We start from the raw sequence: 18,749 nt of genomic DNA, 5'->3' as shown, positions 1-18,749 counted from the left end.
ATATTATTATGGTTGAAGACGTTCGACTTGCCAGTTGTTTTGTTTTTTAAAATAACGAAATCTGTCATGCAACCTAAATTCACCACCTTGCCAAAATTCAACTTCATGCGCTTTTATTTTATATCCGCCCCAATTGAGAGGTCGCGGCACATCCTTACCTTGGTACTTTTCCAACAATTTATGGTAGTGCTTTTCCAGTGTTTGCCGATCTTTAATGACCTCTGACTGATGGGATGCCAAAGCCGCTATTTGACTGGTAAAAGGTCTGGATGCAAAATACGCATCGTTTTCGTGTTCACTTAGTTTTTCTACAACTCCAGAAAATAACACTTGACGCTCAGCTGCAAGCCACGGAAAAATCGCACTAATCTTTGGATTTTGCTGCAAATGTTGGCCTTTGCGGCTATTTTGATTGGTATAAAACGTAAGGCTTTCATCATCCACAGCTTTCATTAAAACGGTGCGTTGAAATGCCTGTCCTTCCTCGTCCACTGTCGCAACTATCATTGCGGTAGGATCGGAAATTTGTTTTATTTCCATAGCTTGTTTTAGCCAACTTTCAAATAGTTCAAATGGTGACTGCGTTAAATCTGCTTCGGTAAGATCACTTAATTCATACTCACGGCGAACTTCATAAAATATTGACATGTAGAACAATATCCCTCGATAAGAAAAGATTGAAACGAAACAACAAAATATAGATAAAAATAGCAAAATCGCTACAAATCGCTACAATAGGTGTTCAGATCACAAACTAGCAAAGCTATGGCATTTTATTTAAAATCTTCGCAAATACCTGAACTTAAAACTTACTCTTTTACAGAACGCGCCCAGATAATATCTATCGCTTTGTCATTTATGAGCGTACCAGATAAATTTATTTTAAACATGTCTAAATTGGTAGTTTTAGCCCCAATATTTATTATGGTTGCCAAATTTGAAGAATGGTGGATGTTAATCCCGATGATCATTGTCGGCATTTGCTACCCGCTAATTACCAACCCAATCCAACTTAACCTAGCGCGTAAACATCTCCCTAAAGCACTGCGTAGCTTCCAGGCTGAGCGAACACAGCAAGACGAAACTGCAGAGAAAAAAGACGAAGACCAATAAACGAAGACCAACAATAGTCCAACAATAAACAAAGGTTAAAATAAGTCTGGTTTCCCCCAGTGCAGCTGACCGAAGCATGCGCTAAATTGGGCGCCGCCTAATTTACTTTGACTAACTGTAACCTGCCCTTTGTGCCATCGGCATATTTTATCAACAATCGCTAAACCCAAGCCAAAACCATTCGATTTACTTTTCCCCTTTTCATCTGCGCGGTAAAAAGGCTTAAAAATATGTGGCTGTTGCTGCTGGCAAACGCCTTTCCCATCATCCTCAACAACGAATACTAACCTCTCGCGGTTAGATGTCGCGACGGATAACTCAACATTTACTTGGGCAACTGCATATTTTTCTGCATTACTGAATAAATTTTGCACGACTCTTTCAAAAAGGAAACCATCACAGCACCATTCATAATCATCTGCTAAGTCCGTTTTAAAATGCACATTTGAGCTTTCGAACAGGTGCAAGAAATGTCGCACTATTTGTACTACAGGTACTTTTTGTAACGACAATTTGTTGTTCTGGTGCTCTAACCTTGCATAACTTAATAACTCATCGATAAGGGTTTCTAAAGCCTGTACATCTTGTTTCATTGAATCTATTTGTAAACAACTATTATCATCGGCCTTATCCTTTTCGGGGTTTCCTTGCATCATGGCCAGTGAAAATTTTAGCCGCGATAAAGGCGTTCGCAAATCATGACTCACCGCATTTAACATTAATTTTTGTTCATCAATGAGCTGCGCTATTTTATTTGCCATATGATTAAAACTATCAGCTAAAGGGTAAATAGCAGAGCCTTTATGTAAGCTAATTTGTTGGTTAAAATTCCCTTTTGCAAAATTTTCATTCGCTCGGTTTAACTTTCTAAGATCTCGCCACAGTGGCCAAGTCCATGCTGCAATAAAAACAGCCAGCATCAGATACGAGATTGATTGTAATATCGATTTAAGTGAATGGTTTTCATGCGCTTGCTGTATCGGGCCAATCTGTAGCACCTTCCCCATTTCGGGTATCGGTTGTAATATAATCAAGCTATCATCACTACTATAACTTAATTCAGTAGACTGCGAGGTTAACCATGTTGGCTGCATGCCCTGCGCAGCAAAATCAGCTTGTTCCAATATTTCAACATTAAACTGAAGTTGCTTTTGTAATTCGCTGCGAAACGATTGCAGTGTTTGTTCGTCTTTGATCGCTAATAAGCTAATTTGTGCCAATTGGGCCAACTTTCTAGCGTCACTGTCAGATTTATCATTTAAACTATGCCAAATCGCTTCACTCCCCCAGCTGATAGCAAATAAAGCAATCACGACAAATAAATATAAACTGATAAAAATTCTGCTCATAATAGCACGCTAGTTAATCCCAAGCTGTGGCACTAAATACATATCCTTTCCCCCAAACCGTCACAATTTTATAAGGTTTATTTAAATCATCATGCAATTTTTTACGCAACCTTGATACCCGAACATCAACACTTCTGTCTAAACCATCATACTCTCGCCCTATCATTTTTTGATGCACATATTCTCGAGTTTGCACCTCGCCCGGTTTACTGGCCAGTAACAACAATAGCTCAAACTCATGAGTCGTTAATTCAATGCGCTGGTTTCTATATGTAACAATTCTCGATTGTTTATCAATTTTAAGATTGCCAAAAACCAATACGCTTGACTGGCTAATCTGACTGATATTTTGTCCACTGCAGCGCCTGAATAATGTATGAATGCGAGCGAGTAAAACATGTGGCTCAATAGGTTTAATTAAATAATCATCGGCCCCCATTTCCAGACCAGAAACATGATCAAAGTCGCTGTCTCTTGCCGTTAAAAACAAAATAGGTCCAGAATACTTATTGCGTATTGCCCGACAAACGGCAAAACCGTCACAACCGGGTAAATTAATATCTAAAATAACCAAATCGGGATTAACGTTCAGTATTGTGTCGATAGCAATATCACCACGTGCGATAACTTGCACCTGAAAGCGGTTTTGTTGAAGAAACTGTGCGATCAGACTGGCCAGTTTTTGATCGTCTTCAACAAGAACAATATTTTTCATCAGAACAAACTCCAATCAGAATGCAGCCTGTTTCTATACTTTCTAGGTTGCATACCGGCAACCCGTACCAGTTGCTCAAACAAAACTTGGCTGCCTGCTTTCAAGTAAAATACCGTATTTTGTTTTAACTCTATGGGCAACAGTGCGCGTCCGCTCTGTTTATTTTGCCAACAATGTAACGCTTTTTCTTCTTGCCAAACACATACTTTTGCACCTTCAGCATTTAACAACTGCCAACTAAATTCTGCTTTCATTTGACACTTTTGACCAAGTTGCTGCACCAAACAAATAACTGGTTTGACGGAAAAAAAATGGCTGCCTGAAGTCTGAGCTTGCGTGATTGGGCAGATTAAAAATAGCACGACACATACCCAGCTCTGTTTGCTCGCAGCAAGCTGATTAAAACGCATAATTCACTCCAAAAAACAGCGTCGTCCTTGCATTGTCTTCAACAACTGGGCTATTTTTAAGTGCCTTCGATAAACTTTGATACTCTAATAAAAACACGGCCTTCCATGCATCGTTAATTTTATAATTGGGGTTAATACGCAGATAAGGTAACCAACTTGCACTAGGATGATACCAATATTGTTGCTGCTGAGTGTCTCGCTGGCCGATACCATAATAATATTGGCTAACCTCAGAAGACAGCCAGTCGGCACCTATACTGTTGCGAACAGCCCAATTATTCTGCTGCCATAAGTAGCTATATTCTATATTTACATTTGAACCCGAGTGAACTGAGCTCACATCGGTTAAATAGCGTAAGCGCAAACGATTCTGTTGATTAACAAAATAATAAAATTGCAGCCCCGCATCAACAGACCACTTTTTATCCGCTAGATTTTTCCTGTGAAATTTAACTTCTCGCTGGTCCGGCCCAAAGCTTGGCTGTTCCGGTTGGCTCGGCTGCGGATCCCCCCCATCATCGGTCATGCCATCCCCCGTACTTGGCACGGCAGGGACAGCATCAAGCGGTACTTCAGTTTCTGGCGCGACTGAAACCCCAACCGTAGTCGCAACCAAAAAGTTAGCGGGATGTCCATCAATAAAATGTGCATATTCTTCGTTTAAACGCGCCACTGCTGTTAACGAAAAATGGTTATCCTCATAAAAGCTATAACCGATATCTCCATTATCAAAATAAAAGCGCTCGCCGTAATAATAAACAGATGGAATAATTAAAAGAGGTAAGTCATCCCCATCAAATAAAGGGTTGGATTTTTTGCCAATGCCAACAGAAACCGATATTTGCCATCGATCGACAGGTACCACGGATTGACTGTGCAATACTTGATTTTGCTCAGCCAGTACTGTTGAAGCTAAAAAACAAAACAGAATACCTACCTGCAAGCAACTATTCTGAATCAATTTATTCAAGAAGTTCTCCAATCTTTAAGTAATCTAGCGCTATTAAGCTAGGGCACCATATAGTAATTAATTTATCGCCCCTCACAGGGTTTTACCAGTGCAAATAACACTTGGTTACATTTGGTAGCAATTAACAACGGTAAGAACGCCAGATCAACCTATAGTTAGCATATAGATTAAACACATATTTAGTCTAATTAGCCTAAACTTAAGCTGTTTCAAAAAGGAGTTGGATCTTATGTCTTTCACAAACCGCAAAATATCTTTACTAGCGTCACTCATATTGCTTTCAGCCTGTGGTGGCTCAAGTATAGATACCAATCAAGATGGTACACAAACCGAAGTAGATACTGTACCAGATATCAATGCAATTCAAACGTCATTAAAACCATTACAAAAAGCAGATAAAGAAACATTTTTAACAAGTCTAAAAAATGGTCTTTATTTATCTGCTGAACGAGGGAACGTAATCTATGCCATGGAGGTGGATGCCGCGCCGACAACAGATGGAAGTGCGGAAGCTGCCAACGATGACTTCTCAAAAACCATTACACAAGAAGAAGGAGTTGATGAAGCGGATCGCATTAAATATGATGGCGACTATTTATATATTGCCAGCAATCAATATGAATCAGGCCAGAATAATAGTCAAGTTAGAGTACTTAAACGGAACGCTGACGATAGTTTGAGTGAAGTTGCTTCTGTCAAATTTGAGCAACAAGCTGAAAACAAACGAGTCGATGATTTGTATTTGAGCGCTGATACGTTAACTTTATTGAGCAGCGAAAATTACTACTATTTTGATAACGCTGCCCTGACGGATACGGTATTCGATATTTGGCGGCCTTACAGCGCAAAATTCAATATCTCCATCAATGATGTATCTGTCCCTGAGCAACCCGCTAATAAAGCAGAATTTGAAATCGATGGACGACTGATCACTAGCCGAGTCATTAATAATACCTTGTACCTAGTTTCTAGTTATTCTCCTGTTCTTAATGAAAATTGGCTCTACCCGCAAAACGATGACGAAAAACTGAGTACCTATAGAAATATAACTGCATTAGACGAAAGCGAAATATTACCGCAAATAACAGACGCCAGTGGTGACAGTGCAAATTTAGTGGATGCTGAAAATTGTTATTTACCACAAGGCAGTACCGAAAATACCGGGTTTGACGCACTGATTACGTTAACGGCGATCTCACTTGCAGACCCACAAACAAAACAATCCGTTTGTATCAACACTCAAGTTGAAGGTGTGTACGCGTCGTTAAATTCGCTTTATTTGTACGGCACACACTATGATGGTGAAGCAGGTTACAATTCTGTCGTGCATCAGTTTACAATGTTAGATAATCAACTTGATTTCCAATATTTGGGTTCCGCTCAACTAGACGGTGCGTTCGGCTGGAACCAAACGCAGCTCCGGTTCAGTGAATATCAGGGGCATTTACGTGTCGTCACGACAACGAGAACCAGTGACCAGAATGACCGATTTGATCATCATTTATATATTCTGCGCCATGATAGCGACACTCAACGTCTAGAAACAGTGGCTAAGTTACCGAACGAAAGTCGTCCTGATGAAATTGGCAAAGCAAATGAAGATGTTTACGCGGTGCGTTATTTTGCAGATCGAGCCTATGTTGTCACTTTTGAACGAATTGACCCTCTATATGTTCTCGACTTAGCGGATGTAAATGAACCTAAAATAGCCGGAGAGTTAGAAGTGACCGGTTTTTCTTCTTATTTGCAGCCTGTTGGTGAAAACTTGTTGTTAGGTATCGGCCAAGAGGTTGACCCAAATGGCGTGCGAATAAATGAAGCGACAGAAGAGGGCACGAGTAATGATGAGGTGATTGAACCCGGCGCTAAAGTGGCTTTGTTTGACGTTACAGATATATCCTCACCACTTGAATTAGGCAACCAGGTTTTTGTCAATGGCCATACACCTGTTGAATATAATTACCATGCTCTGGGGATGTTGAGACTATCTGATGATGAATATCGTTTTTCTTTGCCTGTGACCTCTTGGAATGTCACAACAGAGAATGATGGCAGTCAGACTTGGAAACAATACCAAAGATTAGCATTATTAACTGTTAAACAAGCGTCTGGCACTGCGACTTTATCTTTTGATGGAGAGGTTGCTCCTAATCTTGAGAGCAGTGGATATAGTTACGATGATCGCAGCGTATTACACGCTGATTTAATTTACTACATTAAAGAGGACAAAGTTTGGCAAAGTAATTGGACTGCGCCAGAGGTTGTTTTTGGTCCATATTAACCCACTGTAAAATAAATCACCTGATATACAAAAAAACCGCCCTGTAATTATACAAGGCGGTTTTTTATATTTTGCTTTTGATTCGCTAAATATTAAGCTAACAAGGCTTTTAACTGCGCGCTGACATTTTCAACGGCCTGTGTACCATCTAATTTGTGATACTGTGTTTTACCCTGCTCTGCCAAACCTTGATAGTATGCAACTAATGGTTCAGTTTGTTCATGGTAAATATCCAAACGCTTTTTAACCGTTTCCGGTTCATCATCGGCGCGGATGATCAAATCGTCACCGGTTTGATCATCTTTACCCTCTTCTTTAGGTGGATTGTATACGATATGATATACACGACCTGAAGCTGGATGAACCCGACGTCCACTCATTCGCTCAACAATCACTTCATCCGGAACATCAAATTCCAAAACATAGTCGATGTTGATATTGCTTTCTACCATAGCATCCGCTTGTGGTATTGTGCGTGGGAAACCGTCTAACAAAAAGCCATTTTGACAATCCGGTTGAGCAATACGCTCTTTAACCAAACCAATAATGATTTCATCTGAAACCAATTGACCGGCATCAATCACTTTTTTCGCTTCTAAGCCTAACGGAGTACCCGCTTTAATTGCAGCGCGCAGCATATCTCCAGTTGAGATTTGCGGAATGCCGAACTCTTGCATCAAGTATTGTGCTTGCGTGCCTTTACCTGCACCAGGCGCACCTAATAAGATGATTCGCATAACGTCCTCTAAGTACAAAAATAAACTGCGGCGAACAATACAACGATGAGTGGGATTATACAAGCCAAAAACTCAAAAACGGACGCTTGGCGTCCGTTTTTCATACTATTTATCCAGATATGTCAGTTGGGTTTAGCCAACTTTTAACAATAGCTTGTTCAGTTTAGTGACAAACTCAGCTGGATTTTTCAATGACCCCCTTTCAGCTAAAGTCGCTTGATCTAACAGCACTTCGACCCATTCTTTGAATAATTCTTCATCTGTTTCATCTGCAACACGCTTAACCAAGGCATGCTCTGGGTTAACTTCGAAGATATATTTAGTTTCAGGTACTGCCTGCCCTGCAGCTTCTAAAAGTTTCGCCATTTGAGTATTCATATCATACTCATCGGTTGTAATCACAGCTGGTGATTCTGTTAAACGATGTGATACTTTAACGTCTTTAACTTTGTCGCCTAATGCGTTTTTAGCGCGCTCAACAAAGCTTTCAAATGCTTTTTCTGTTTCCTCATGCGCTTTTTTAGTGTCTTCATCATCCATATCAGATAAATCGATGTTCGCTTTAGCAACATGTTGGAATTGTTTCTCATTGTATTCAGTTAAATGAGACATCATCCACTCATCAACACGCTCTGCCATTAAGAGCACTTCAATGCCTTTTTTGCGGAACGCTTCTAGATGCGGGCTTGATTTAGCAGCTTCAAAGGTATCGGCTGTAATATAATAGATTTTATCCTGACCTTCTTTCATTCTTTCAAGATAAGCATCTAACGCAACTGTCTGTTCGTTTTTATCTGTGTGTGTGGAAGCAAAACGGAACAATTTAGCGATCTTGTCTTTGTTGGCAAAATCTTCGGCCGGACCTTCTTTTAATACATTACCAAACTCTTTCCAGAAAATTGCATAATCTTCAGGCGCATTTTCAGCCATACGTGTCAGGGTTTGTAAAACGCGTTTTACGTTACCGCTACGAATGGCTTGGGTAACTTTATTATCTTGCAATATTTCACGCGATACGTTTAATGGTAAGTCATTTGAATCCACTAAACCTTTAACAAAACGGAGGTAGCTCGGCATGAATTTTTCTGCATCATCCATGATAAATACACGTTGAACATATAACTTAATGCCATGTTTTACGTCACGATTCCACATGTCAAACGGCGCACGTTTTGGAATATACAATAAGCTTGTGTACTCCGTTTTACCTTCTACTTTATTGTGTACCCACTTCAACGGTTCATCAAAATCATGTGCGATAGATTTGTAAAACTCTTTGTACTCTTCATCAGAGATATCTGATTTGTCTCGTACCCAAAGTGCAGTTCCCTTATTGATGGCTTCCCACTGCCCTTCTGTCGCTGCTATTTTTTCACCGTCTTCGCCTTCTGACTCAGGAGTGCCTTCTTTCCACATTTCTACCGGAATACCAATGTGATCAGAATAACGTGTGATAATAGAACGTACTTTCCAGTCGTCTAAAAATTCTTGTTCATCTTCTTTTAAATGCAGAATAACGTCTGTGCCGCGTTTTTCTTTTTCAATATCACCAATGGTGAATTCACCATCGCCTTTTGAACTCCATTCAACGCCACGCTCTGTCGCTTCACCTGCAGCTCGAGTACGCACAGTCACTTCATCTGCAACAATAAATGCTGAGTAAAAACCGACACCAAATTGACCGATTAACTGCGAGTCTTTTGCTTCGTCACCGGTTAATTTACCAAAAAATTCTTTTGTGCCTGATTTTGCGATTGTCCCTAAATGCTCAATGACTTCATCGCGCGTCATACCAATACCATTATCTGAAATGGTCACCGTGCCGGCATCTTTGTCGACACTGATCCGAACTTTTACATCACCATCATTTTCAAATAATGCATTATTTGATAGCGCTTTAAAACGTAGTTTATCGGCCGCATCAGATGCATTAGATACAAGCTCACGTAAAAATATTTCTTTGTTTGAATATAATGAGTGGATCATCAATTGCAGAAGTTGTTTTACTTCTGTTTGAAAGCCATGCGTTTCTTTATGTGCGACTTCGCTCATTGAATACGTCTCCTGTCTAATTCGCAATTCTAGCTAAAATGTATATCAGTTCAAAATGAACTCATCTAAGTGCTAATTAAATGGGGGGTCGCTGATTTGATTTCAAGATGAGGCTTTAAATTTTTTACAACTGTTTTCGACCGCTAAACGCATGACCCAAGGTTCGGCTGTCGATTGCAGATAGCTCGCCGCTAGATGGCAACCCTTGTGCCAGTCGGGTCACCTCAATTGAGGCCGCTTTGGCCATTTCAGAAACATAATAAGCGGTCGCTTCACCTTCAACACTGGGTGATGTCGCCAAGATCAATTCTCGTACTGAGGATTGTTGTAGTTGTTTTGCCAACAAATCCAAACCTAACTCATCCGGCCCAATCCCATCGATTGGTGAAAGTAATCCCTTTAATACAAAATACCGACCTTGATAATGACCTGTTTGTTCAATTGACAAAACATCTAAAGGACTTGCTACGACGCATAATTGCCCTGCGTCTTTTCTGATCTCAGATTGGCAAATATCACAGACAGGTTGTTGGGTATAGTTGCGGCATTGGCTGCAAGATTGAATACCGTCTACGGCAGCCAATATATTTTTAGCTAACTTTTTCGCCCCATTTGAGTGCTCTAATAACATAAAAGCCATGCGCTGTGCCGACTTTGGCCCAACACCCGGTAGGATGCGTAAAGATTCAATTAAGGCATCTAATAATGGGGAGAATTTCATGAATACTCTTTAACTGCGCTAAAACGGCATTTTCATACCAGGTGGTAATTGCATACCGCCGGTAATTTCAGCCATTTTCTCTTGATTTTGTTTTTCAACTCGACGGACGGCATCATTCACCGCAGCGGCCATCAGATCTTCCAACATTTCTTTATCGTCATCCAATAAACTTGGATCGATTTCAACTCTTTTAACATTGTGATTGCCTAACATAGTCACTTTTACCATGCCTGCGCCTGATTCACCAATAACTTCCATATTAGCGATCTCTTGTTGGGCTTTTTGCATGCGCTCTTGCATTTGTTGCGCTTGCTTCATCATATTGCCCAATCCACCACCTTTAAACATATTTTATTACCTTCAATTTAATTCAATTAATTTGCAATATTATTTGCAGTATTATAACGCTTTTACTGTCTCTTCGACCACTTCAGCGGCAAAAAATTGCTGCAACAGATGGACGTTGGGGTCATTTTTAATGACTTCTTTGGCGTACTGATAGCGACAATAATCAATCGACTTTTGTATTTCAAATGGTGTTATCAGCGCATCACTTGATATTTCAACGATTAATTCAACCGATTCACCGAATACCTGATTCAACTTTTCTGTAACAACATCAACATTATTACTGATGTTTAGATGTTTTTGTTCGTCGCTTAACAAGAGTCGAACCTGATCGTTATTTTTTTCATACTCGGAATGCAAAGCAAACTGACGTTGCAAACCAAATAAATCCAGTTGCTCGACTAAATTAGCCCACTCATCCACTTGTTGAGCATGGGTTACACCATTTCTAACCTGGTGATTTAAATTAAACTTTTCAATGATATCTTCACGCCCTTGCATCAAAAAGCCAAGGTTTGACTCTGGTTTTAATTCAGGTCGTGTTACCGAAGCTTCTGTTGTTGCGGAATTCGCCGCGCGTGGCTGCATATTTGATTCAAGCGCCGCCTGCGATTCGGCAAACATATCTCCAGACCAATGATCTACCCAAGGCGCTTCTTCACTATCTTGCTCTGTTACTGCTGATTGAGGTTCTTGCGAAGCAGGGGTTTCTGAATGCGTTACCTGTGCTTGAGCATTTGCATTTTCAGCATCCATTGCAGCCTGTGATGTCGGTGCGGCCTGAGTAACAGGTTGAGTACGAGTGTTCTCTTTGTACTCAACTGACTCTTGCGCAGATTTAACTTGTGGCTCCGCATGTCTTGCTTTAATCGACTCCGGCACTGTCAATTTTGCGCTGGCATCAGGCTTGTCTTTTTGTTTTTGCGCTAGTGAATCTTGTTTTTTCTGCCGCACAGATAACAGCACAAGATGCATGTCTGTACTTTGTGTGTTTGTTGCAGACCCTGTTATATCAAGCTGGCTATTTGTCGAGCCGATAACTTCTTGTGAAACCTGCGGTGTAGTAGCCTCATGCGGACTGAGTTCATCTTCATCAACTTGATAATGATAATCAGAATAATCGTATTCGCCGCCTGAATTGTTTTCCACTCCGGACATTTGACTGGCAGCAAGTGATTCTATTTGCGCCTGTTGAGCATGCAATGCGGCTAATTCTGGCTCTGGCTCTGGCTCTGGCTCTGGCTCTGGCTCTGGCTCTGGCTCTGGCTCTGGCTCTGGCTCTGGCTCTGGCTCTGGCTCTGGCTCTGGCTCTGGCTCTGGCTCTGGCTCTGGCTCTGGCTCTGGCTCTGGCTCTGGCTCTGGCTCTGGCTCTGGCTCTGGCTCTGGCTGAACAGTGTGGCTTGATTCAGCGACTTCGTTGTCAATGTTATTTTCAGCTGTTTTACTGATTGGGCTTTCATTCAGTAAATTTTTTTTTTCGCTGTCGTCGTTTTCCGTAATAACTGTTTTGACCGCTTTAAAGACTGATTTACGCTCTACATCAACTGGAGAAAATGTAAATAAACGCATGAGCGTCATTTCTAGTCCAGCCCGTGGGGTCGCGGCAAACGGTAAATCTTTACGTCCCTTTAAACAAATTTGATAATAAAGCTGTATTTGCTCTGGCGTCCAATCTTGCGCAGCGGTTTCAATTAGCGATTGTAGTTCAGGCATTAAAGGCTTAAATTCAGGCAAACTCTGAACTAATGCGACCTGGTGTAAACAATTCATCAACTCAATCAAAATTTGTGCAGGCTCAATAGCGGCCAAAAACAACTCTTCAACCGCTTGCATCGCTTGTTGAACATCTTGCTCAATCAGCGCAGAGAAAAGCTTTTTGATATGCTTTTCATCTAACAGCCCCAACATGTTTTTGACGGTTGATTCCAAGAGCTGCCCATTGCCTTGGGCTATTGCTTGATCAGTTAAACTTAACGCGTCACGCATGCTGCCATTGGCCGCGACCGCTAACCTTTTAATTGCAGAGTGTTCATTAATAATATTTTCTGCTGTTAAAATGGTATTCAACTGACTTTCGATTTGCGCAATATTCATTGCTTTTAAACTAAACTGCAAACAACGCGAGAGAATGGTTACCGGGAGCTTTTGTGGATCGGTTGTCGCCAATAAAAACTTAATATGTGGAGGTGGCTCTTCCAGTGTTTTAAGCAAAGCATTAAATGAATGACGAGAGAGCATATGAACTTCATCAATCAGGTATACCTTATAACGCCCCTGAGTCGGCTTATACTGGACGTTGTCTAAGATTTCGCGAGTATCTTCAACTTTAGTACGCGATGCTGCATCGACCTCAACTAAATCAACAAACCGCCCTTCTTCAATTGCCAGACAATTTTGACACTGACCACAAGGCTCTGCCGTAATACCGTCAGCACAATTTAGACTTTTCGCAAAAATACGCGCAATAGTTGTCTTACCGACCCCTCGAGTACCGGTAAACAAATAAGCATGATGCAGTCGGTCATTGGTTAACGCATTACTTAAAGCTGCTACAACATGTTCTTGCCCCATGAGCTGAGCAAAAGTCTGTGGTCGCCACTTTCGTGCCAGTGCCTGATAACTCATTTTAGATATTACTCTCCGTTAAAACTCACTAAACTATATGCTTGTACATCTAATGCTTGCAGTTTAGCTAAACCACCTAAATCAGGTAGCGAGATAACAAAAGCTGCATCTTCAACTTTTGCTCCTAATGAACGTACCATCTTTACGGCGGCTTCCATTGTACCGCCTGTTGCAATTAAATCGTCAATCATTAAAACATGATCGTCAGCGGTTAAAGCGTCTTTGTGGATATGCAGTTCGTCTTCACCATATTCCAACTGATAGCTTTGTCTTACGGTCTCACGTGGAAGTTTATTCGGCTTACGGGCTAACACAAAACCAGCCCCTAATACATTTGCAACGGCTGCGCCAAAAATAAATCCCCTCGCTTCTGCACCGACAACTTTAGTGATATGTTTGTCTTTGTATTGTGCTGCCAACGCATTTACTGACATGGCGAAAGCTTTGCCATCTTCGATCAAAGAAGTGACATCTCTGAACATGATCCCTTCTTTGGGATAATTAGGAATGGTTTTAATGCTGGATCTGATATAGTCCAAATTAGCTTGCTCTGTCATTTTTAGGTTCCAATACGTTTTGCTTGGCAGCATTAAAACAAAATGGAACCAAATTGCAAGCTATCCTGCTTCAAGCTTACATACTTTAAGCCAACAGGCTTAAAGTATGTTTAAAGATTAAGCTGCTGCTCCTTCATCTGCGTGCTGAATTGCAGCTAAGATTTGTTCAAATTCTACCGGTTTAGCTAACCATTCCAACTTTAATTTTTCGATATTGAAAATGGCTTGTGCACTGGTGTCTGTCGTTAATATTAATATTTGTTGAGCTTGATAATTTAAGTCGTTTATTAAATTCTCTGATAACTTAACACCATCAATAATCGGCATTTTAAAGTCAGTAACGACGATATCAAATGAACTATTTTTTGCTTTATTAAGGCCTGATAAACCATTGTCAGCTTGCTCTACCTCAAAACCATTGGCAAACAACTGCTCGGCAATTTGATGGCGTAACGCAACGTTATCATCAACTAGTAATACTTTCATAATGTTTAACCTTCTACCCTGAATAACTTTGGCAGTATTTGTTAGTCACAAAAACTGCCAAAAAGTTTCAAATTGGCATATTTGCCAAGTCCTTAACTGTAAAAATGTTTTTGTTTTACTTTGCTAAAATGATATACCAACCTAATACAGCTGGTAGCAAAGGTAAGGCAATAGTCACGGCCACTGCCGCTAATAAATGGCCCACGTTTGAAGTTTCTTCAAACTGATGATCATGATGAGACATATATCTCCTCCTAAAAATTTTTGCGTATGTTAGACAAAAGTTACGTCAATTCCAAATAATTATTTCTTATTTACTATAATGCCAACCTCTGCCAACTCACTCAGTCTCGTTTTTAGTCCATTTTCCAATTGTGTTGCAGATATTTGAGGCAAGTGTTTAGTAACTTCACCCAACAGAGCAGAAAAAGTATTTGCCACAGATTTATCGACTAAATCTAATGTAAAAGCTAATACAGCGTTAATCTCTAAAAATTGAACCCTTTCATTAAAATCGCGATAGACTACCAGATATGTTGTATCTTGCTCTGCTTGTGGCTGGTAATCGACAGTTATTTTATGCACTGGAAAAGGGTAAGAGACCATCTGAGCAACATCTGATAAAACAAAAAATTGCGTTTCAAGATTTTTTATTTTGCTTCGTTTGTATGATGCCTGTTTTATCGCAATACTTAATTCAAGCCATTCATAGTGGGCCAGATAAAGATAAAATGGCGGAGCGTCTTTGCTATCATATTCTTCACTTAAAAAATCAATAAATTCAGATGCTAAATCACTAAAATAAGGTGACCGGCTTTTATGTATCTGAAAAAATTGTCTGACAACTTTCGGCCAATTTACCTCACCATATATTTTGGCCAATACCGGAAATACCGTAGTAAGGCTATCTTGCATATTATTGATAAAAAGTTCTTGATATACCGCGACACGCTGTTCTGGGAATGTGCTGCACTTGCCTGAATTAAGCGGATTTCGAATCGTTTTTGCAAAATCCAATTGCACTTGTTGAAATTTATGCATTGATACTCAAATTAAGCTTATTGACTGCGGCCTGTATTTTGCTGATACATCGGACTTCTTCAAGCATTTGCTCAACAGAAGGAATATTAAAGTCTCTTTCTAATAAAGTCGGGAAACAACCATGTTGTTGATATGCGAATTCTAACAACTTCCAAACAGGTTCAATAACATCAGCGCCATGAGTATCGATTATGAGATCTATGTCTTGATTATAATGGCCGGCAATATGCCCATAAACAACTTTTTCTGAAGGTAAACCAGAAATAAATAATTCGGCATCATAGTTATGATTAATAGAATTTACATAAACGTTATTTACATCTAATAACATCAAGGCACCTGATTCTTCCAATACAGTTTTGGTAAATTCCAATTCACTTATTTCCTGCATTAATGGCGTATAATAAGATACGTTTTCTAACACCAAAGGACGTTCGATAATATCCTGTACTTGCTTTACCCTGTTAGCAACATAATGCGCCGCCTCGTAAGTAAAAGGAATTGGCATTAAATCATATAGGTGTCCTTGCGCAGAGCAGAAACTCAAGTGCTCAGAATATAAAACAATATTATGTTTATCTAAAAAAGTTTTCACTTGTTTAACGAAGTTTACATCTAGCGGATCAGGACTCCCAATTGATAAAGATAACCCATGGCAGGTAAATTGGAATTTGTCTGTAAGCTGCTCAAACAAGTGGCCATACCGGCCACCCATTTTAATCCAGTTTTCAGGTGCAACCTCTAGGAAGTCCAATTCAGAATCCATACGCTCGTCGATGTGCTCGATAAACTCTCTGCGCAGTCCTAGACCCGCACCATGTAAACCATCAAACATTATTTTTTGCTACCGCACTTGCCTTCACCGCATTTAGCTTCTTTGTCGGCTTTAGCGCCACACTTGCCTTCACCGCATTTAGCTTCTTTATCAGCTTTAGCGCCACACTTGCCTTCTCCGCATTTAGCTTCTTTGTCGGCTTTAGCGCCACACTTGCCTTCACCGCATTTAGCTTCTTTATCGGCTTTAGCGCCACACTTGCCTTCACCGCATTTAGCTTCTTTGTCGGCTTTAGCGCCGCACTTGCCTTCTCCGCATTTAGCTTCGCCGGCAGCCAATTCATATCCAGCGGCTAAATGCTGCATGGCAAAAGGGTTGGCTTGGGCAAGTTCAACAGTCGTTAAAGATCCAACAACGACCGCACCTAATGTCGCTGCTACAGATGATTTTTTTAAAGCTCTCATATAAAAATGTCCTATTAGAATATTTTAATTCCCTTAGATGACCCGAATGATGCAGAATATATTTCAAAAATTCCGCATTAAGAAAAACTTTTTTGTGCATAAAAAAAGGAGCTTGCGCTCCTTTTTCAAATCACTGATAAAAGTAGAAAGTTATATAGATACGTTTTTACGCTGTGCTGTATCTTTTATATAGCCAATCCAGCCTTGCGCCATACGCTTGTGCTGTTTTGATTGCAAACTTTCTTTGGCATATTGATACGCTTTTTTATAGTTACCCAAGTAAAAATGAGCTTCTATTAACGAAACCTTAATTTGAGCAAGCTTTTCGCTGCCGAAATCAATGGCTTTCTCGTAGGCATCAATAGCACTTTTATAGTCTTCCGCGATGGCCAACAAATCACCTGATTTTCTATAGTGTTCAGGATCTTCGCTCAACTTTGCGGCAGCTAAATAAGTTTGCGCCGCTTTCTTATAATCAGATGCTTGGTGATAGTAGTTAGCAGTTACTGACAGGTTTTTCGCGTTTTTCTCGATTAACCCTGAGTCAATATGCTTTTCCATTGTCTTAGCCGCTTTATACGGAATACCATACATTGAATATAATTGCGCCAAAGTTGTGTAATGTGCAGGCTTGTTTAAAAACCCTTGCATTTCAGATAACTCAAACGTTGATAAAGCGCGCGCATAATCTTCTTCCATTAGATAAAATTGAGCAAGTGGAACCCACCATTTTTTATCTTCTGGGAAGTACTGCAACGCAGCAATACAAACATCAATCGCTTTCTTGTAGTTTTTAGTATCTACATAAGCTGACATTTTCAACTGATAAGCATCTGCTTTTGGCTCATCTGCGTGCTTAATTGCTAAATCAGCTTGTTCAACTGTTTTAGCATAATTTTTCAACTGATAATAACTCAAAGCTTTATGTGTATATACTTGAGGGTCGTGCTTCTCAGTAAAGCCATACCATTTGTTATAGTAATCTATAGCATTTTGGTATTTCTCTTCCTGCAAGCTTAATACAGCCAAAAGTTTTAACACACCAGCCTGGTCATCCCAGCTTAATACATCTAAATCGGCAGCATACTTGATTTTTTCAATCGCCTTTTTGTATTCGCCTTCTTGCGCATACAATTTACCAGTCAATTGAGATAAAAACGCCTTGTCAAACTCTTTTTTGACGTCAATATCTTCAAGCATTTTGATGACATCTGGTAAAGGTGCTTTGTTCTCACCATCTTCACCGCCTGTCATCATGTCTATTGCTTCCGCAACTTTTTTACCGACTCTTTCGGACATGACCTCTACAGGTCTTTCCTTTTTTCTTTCTTCCAAAGTTTTAGCAGCTACGTCTAACGGCATAACTACGGCCGATAAACTACTACCGACTAAAACAGCGGATAAAATCAATCGTGAGAGTTTCATACTGTCTCCGGGGTTAGCCTACTGAAGGGTAAGCTAACCTTCTTCAATTGAGTGAAAAACAACCTTATTTTGCTAGAGAGAAATCCAATCTAACCGTTAGACCCGGTTGTTTGACTGGTTTTCCATCAACAATTTTTGGTTTGTATTTCCATTTACCCAACGCTTTTTTCGCCTCACGGTCAAATATACGTCGAGGTTCTGAGTTGAGAACTTCCACATCGATGACGCCACCGACTTCATCAATTGTAAAGCTTAGTTCAACCCAGCCTTCAATTCCATCTCGCGCTGCCTGAGCAGGGTAACGAGGTTCAATCCGGACTATTGGTGTCGCGTCACCATCTTTCATCATGGCGCCACTTATGTCACCAAGACCGACATCAACTCCACCGGTACTAACGTTAGGAACATCTAAGTTAATACCACCAGCATCTGCCTTAGTTGTATCTGGCTCTGCCTGTTGCGGCGGAGGCGGAGACTGAGGCGGCGGTGGCGGCGGTGGCGGCGTTCTAGTTCTTTGTTGAACAGAATCCGACGGCTTCTGCATCACGATATCAATTCGAGGGGCCTCTTCACCTGCTTCAGGCCCTCTCTGATTGTTGGCAATTAATTCTGCCATTAGAACAAACAGGCCGAATGTTATCGCGATGCCTATTGGTATGGATAACAGTAGGCGGATCATA

At 40.5% G+C, this 18,749-nt stretch carries 20 protein-coding genes; 2 read left to right on the top strand and 18 right to left on the bottom strand.

Translation table 11 applies throughout. From position 1 onward, the window contains the following. Positions 1-6 precede the first annotated feature (6 nt). On the bottom strand, positions 7-648 hold the full coding sequence (gene pdxH / locus FNT16_RS11315) for a pyridoxamine 5'-phosphate oxidase (protein WP_143871682.1): 642 nt from the start codon (positions 646-648) through the stop codon (positions 7-9). Positions 649-765: 117 nt separating this feature from the next. On the opposite strand from pdxH, the gene FNT16_RS11310 reads away from it, so the two are divergent. Next, a complete protein-coding gene (locus tag FNT16_RS11310; protein ID WP_143871681.1) occupies positions 766-1,113 on the top strand; it encodes a DUF6170 family protein in 348 nt (115 codons plus the stop codon). A 35-nt stretch (positions 1,114-1,148) separates the two neighbouring features. On the opposite strand, the gene FNT16_RS11305 is transcribed toward FNT16_RS11310, so the two are convergent. The 4 genes from FNT16_RS11305 to FNT16_RS11290 are packed head-to-tail and all read right to left on the bottom strand — an operon-like array spanning position 1,149 to position 4,557. Next, the gene (locus FNT16_RS11305) at positions 1,149-2,462 is read right to left on the bottom strand and encodes an ATP-binding protein (RefSeq protein ID WP_143871680.1); all 1,314 of its coding nucleotides are present in this window, start codon (positions 2,460-2,462) and stop codon (positions 1,149-1,151) included. 13 nt (positions 2,463-2,475) lie between these two features. Next, positions 2,476-3,177: a response regulator gene (locus FNT16_RS11300; protein WP_143871679.1), complete on the bottom strand. Its 702-nt coding sequence runs from the start codon at positions 3,175-3,177 to the stop codon at positions 2,476-2,478. Beyond that, positions 3,177-3,587 carry a DUF3019 domain-containing protein gene (locus FNT16_RS11295; protein WP_143871678.1) on the bottom strand — a complete coding sequence of 137 codons (411 nt, stop codon included), beginning with the start codon at positions 3,585-3,587 and terminating at the stop codon, positions 3,177-3,179. The genes FNT16_RS11300 and FNT16_RS11295 overlap by 1 nt, the downstream gene beginning before the upstream one ends. Further along, the gene (locus FNT16_RS11290) at positions 3,577-4,557 is read right to left on the bottom strand and encodes a MipA/OmpV family protein (RefSeq protein ID WP_185976578.1); all 981 of its coding nucleotides are present in this window, start codon (positions 4,555-4,557) and stop codon (positions 3,577-3,579) included. The genes FNT16_RS11295 and FNT16_RS11290 overlap by 11 nt, the downstream gene beginning before the upstream one ends. 229 nt (positions 4,558-4,786) lie before the next feature. Between FNT16_RS11290 and FNT16_RS11285 the strand changes: the two genes are divergently transcribed. Continuing rightward, entirely contained in the window at positions 4,787-6,838 is a 2,052-nt protein-coding gene (locus FNT16_RS11285; protein WP_143871676.1) for a beta-propeller domain-containing protein, read from the top strand. A 92-nt stretch (positions 6,839-6,930) separates the two neighbouring features. On the opposite strand, the gene adk is transcribed toward FNT16_RS11285, so the two are convergent. From adk to FNT16_RS11225, 13 genes are all read right to left on the bottom strand, one after another. Further along, the gene (gene adk / locus FNT16_RS11280; RefSeq protein ID WP_143871675.1) at positions 6,931-7,575 is read right to left on the bottom strand and encodes an adenylate kinase; all 645 of its coding nucleotides are present in this window, start codon (positions 7,573-7,575) and stop codon (positions 6,931-6,933) included. Between the two features lie 132 nt (positions 7,576-7,707). After that, positions 7,708-9,627, bottom strand: a complete 1,920-nt coding sequence (htpG, locus tag FNT16_RS11275) for a molecular chaperone HtpG (protein WP_143871674.1) — start codon at positions 9,625-9,627, stop codon at positions 7,708-7,710. 124 nt (positions 9,628-9,751) lie between these two features. Then, positions 9,752-10,348, bottom strand: a complete 597-nt coding sequence (gene recR, locus FNT16_RS11270; protein ID WP_143871673.1) for a recombination mediator RecR — start codon at positions 10,346-10,348, stop codon at positions 9,752-9,754. An 18-nt stretch (positions 10,349-10,366) separates the two neighbouring features. Next, positions 10,367-10,696 (bottom strand): YbaB/EbfC family nucleoid-associated protein, encoded by a 330-nt coding sequence (locus FNT16_RS11265; protein WP_143871672.1) that lies wholly within the window; start codon positions 10,694-10,696, stop codon positions 10,367-10,369. Positions 10,697-10,747: 51 nt separating this feature from the next. After that, a complete protein-coding gene (gene dnaX, locus FNT16_RS11260; protein ID WP_143871671.1) occupies positions 10,748-13,321 on the bottom strand; it encodes a DNA polymerase III subunit gamma/tau in 2,574 nt (857 codons plus the stop codon). An 8-nt stretch (positions 13,322-13,329) separates the two neighbouring features. Next, positions 13,330-13,878 (bottom strand): adenine phosphoribosyltransferase, encoded by a 549-nt coding sequence (gene apt, locus FNT16_RS11255; protein ID WP_143871670.1) that lies wholly within the window; start codon positions 13,876-13,878, stop codon positions 13,330-13,332. Positions 13,879-13,995: 117 nt separating this feature from the next. Next, a complete protein-coding gene (locus FNT16_RS11250) occupies positions 13,996-14,364 on the bottom strand; it encodes a response regulator (protein ID WP_143871669.1) in 369 nt (122 codons plus the stop codon). A gap of 115 nt (positions 14,365-14,479) precedes the next feature. Then, complete coding sequence (locus tag FNT16_RS21020; RefSeq protein WP_281281853.1) at positions 14,480-14,608, bottom strand: hypothetical protein; 129 nt, start codon at positions 14,606-14,608, stop codon at positions 14,480-14,482. Between the two features lie 59 nt (positions 14,609-14,667). Further along, a complete protein-coding gene (locus FNT16_RS11245; protein WP_143871668.1) occupies positions 14,668-15,405 on the bottom strand; it encodes an HvfC family RiPP maturation protein in 738 nt (245 codons plus the stop codon). Then, positions 15,398-16,240 carry an HvfB family MNIO-type RiPP peptide maturase gene (locus tag FNT16_RS11240; RefSeq protein ID WP_143871667.1) on the bottom strand — a complete coding sequence of 281 codons (843 nt, stop codon included), beginning with the start codon at positions 16,238-16,240 and terminating at the stop codon, positions 15,398-15,400. Before FNT16_RS11240 ends, FNT16_RS11245 begins: the two co-directional genes overlap by 8 nt. Then, positions 16,240-16,644, bottom strand: coding sequence for an HvfA family oxazolone/thioamide-modified RiPP metallophore (locus tag FNT16_RS11235; protein ID WP_143871666.1), 405 nt, complete (start codon positions 16,642-16,644; stop codon positions 16,240-16,242). Before FNT16_RS11235 ends, FNT16_RS11240 begins: the two co-directional genes overlap by 1 nt. Before the next feature lie 150 nt (positions 16,645-16,794). After that, the gene (locus FNT16_RS11230) at positions 16,795-18,069 is read right to left on the bottom strand and encodes a tetratricopeptide repeat protein (protein ID WP_143871665.1); all 1,275 of its coding nucleotides are present in this window, start codon (positions 18,067-18,069) and stop codon (positions 16,795-16,797) included. A 64-nt stretch (positions 18,070-18,133) separates the two neighbouring features. Continuing rightward, entirely contained in the window at positions 18,134-18,748 is a 615-nt protein-coding gene (locus FNT16_RS11225) for an energy transducer TonB (RefSeq protein ID WP_143871664.1), read from the bottom strand. Position 18,749: the final 1 nt, after the last annotated feature.

This window comes from Catenovulum sediminis, from assembly GCF_007289895.1.
Lineage (GTDB): Bacteria > Pseudomonadota > Gammaproteobacteria > Enterobacterales > Alteromonadaceae > Catenovulum > Catenovulum sediminis.
This window is presented reverse-complemented; position numbering and strand designations above follow the sequence as displayed.

Coding starts and splice junctions, on each gene's coding strand:
- apt (WP_143871670.1), bottom strand. CDS start 13,878: ATGACAGAGCAAGCTAATTTGGACTATATCAGATCCAGCATTAAAACC.
- FNT16_RS11245 (WP_143871668.1), bottom strand. CDS start 15,405: ATGCATAAATTTCAACAAGTGCAATTGGATTTTGCAAAAACGATTCGA.
- FNT16_RS11295 (WP_143871678.1), bottom strand. CDS start 3,587: ATGCGTTTTAATCAGCTTGCTGCGAGCAAACAGAGCTGGGTATGTGTC.
- FNT16_RS11225 (WP_143871664.1), bottom strand. CDS start 18,748: ATGATCCGCCTACTGTTATCCATACCAATAGGCATCGCGATAACATTC.
- FNT16_RS11305 (WP_143871680.1), bottom strand. CDS start 2,462: ATGAGCAGAATTTTTATCAGTTTATATTTATTTGTCGTGATTGCTTTA.
- dnaX (WP_143871671.1), bottom strand. CDS start 13,321: ATGAGTTATCAGGCACTGGCACGAAAGTGGCGACCACAGACTTTTGCT.
- FNT16_RS11265 (WP_143871672.1), bottom strand. CDS start 10,696: ATGTTTAAAGGTGGTGGATTGGGCAATATGATGAAGCAAGCGCAACAA.
- recR (WP_143871673.1), bottom strand. CDS start 10,348: ATGAAATTCTCCCCATTATTAGATGCCTTAATTGAATCTTTACGCATC.
- FNT16_RS11285 (WP_143871676.1), top strand. CDS start 4,787: ATGTCTTTCACAAACCGCAAAATATCTTTACTAGCGTCACTCATATTG.
- FNT16_RS21020 (WP_281281853.1), bottom strand. CDS start 14,608: ATGTCTCATCATGATCATCAGTTTGAAGAAACTTCAAACGTGGGCCAT.
- FNT16_RS11235 (WP_143871666.1), bottom strand. CDS start 16,644: ATGAGAGCTTTAAAAAAATCATCTGTAGCAGCGACATTAGGTGCGGTC.
- FNT16_RS11300 (WP_143871679.1), bottom strand. CDS start 3,177: ATGAAAAATATTGTTCTTGTTGAAGACGATCAAAAACTGGCCAGTCTG.
- FNT16_RS11240 (WP_143871667.1), bottom strand. CDS start 16,240: ATGTTTGATGGTTTACATGGTGCGGGTCTAGGACTGCGCAGAGAGTTT.
- pdxH (WP_143871682.1), bottom strand. CDS start 648: ATGTCAATATTTTATGAAGTTCGCCGTGAGTATGAATTAAGTGATCTT.
- htpG (WP_143871674.1), bottom strand. CDS start 9,627: ATGAGCGAAGTCGCACATAAAGAAACGCATGGCTTTCAAACAGAAGTA.
- FNT16_RS11230 (WP_143871665.1), bottom strand. CDS start 18,069: ATGAAACTCTCACGATTGATTTTATCCGCTGTTTTAGTCGGTAGTAGT.
- FNT16_RS11310 (WP_143871681.1), top strand. CDS start 766: ATGGCATTTTATTTAAAATCTTCGCAAATACCTGAACTTAAAACTTAC.
- FNT16_RS11250 (WP_143871669.1), bottom strand. CDS start 14,364: ATGAAAGTATTACTAGTTGATGATAACGTTGCGTTACGCCATCAAATT.
- adk (WP_143871675.1), bottom strand. CDS start 7,575: ATGCGAATCATCTTATTAGGTGCGCCTGGTGCAGGTAAAGGCACGCAA.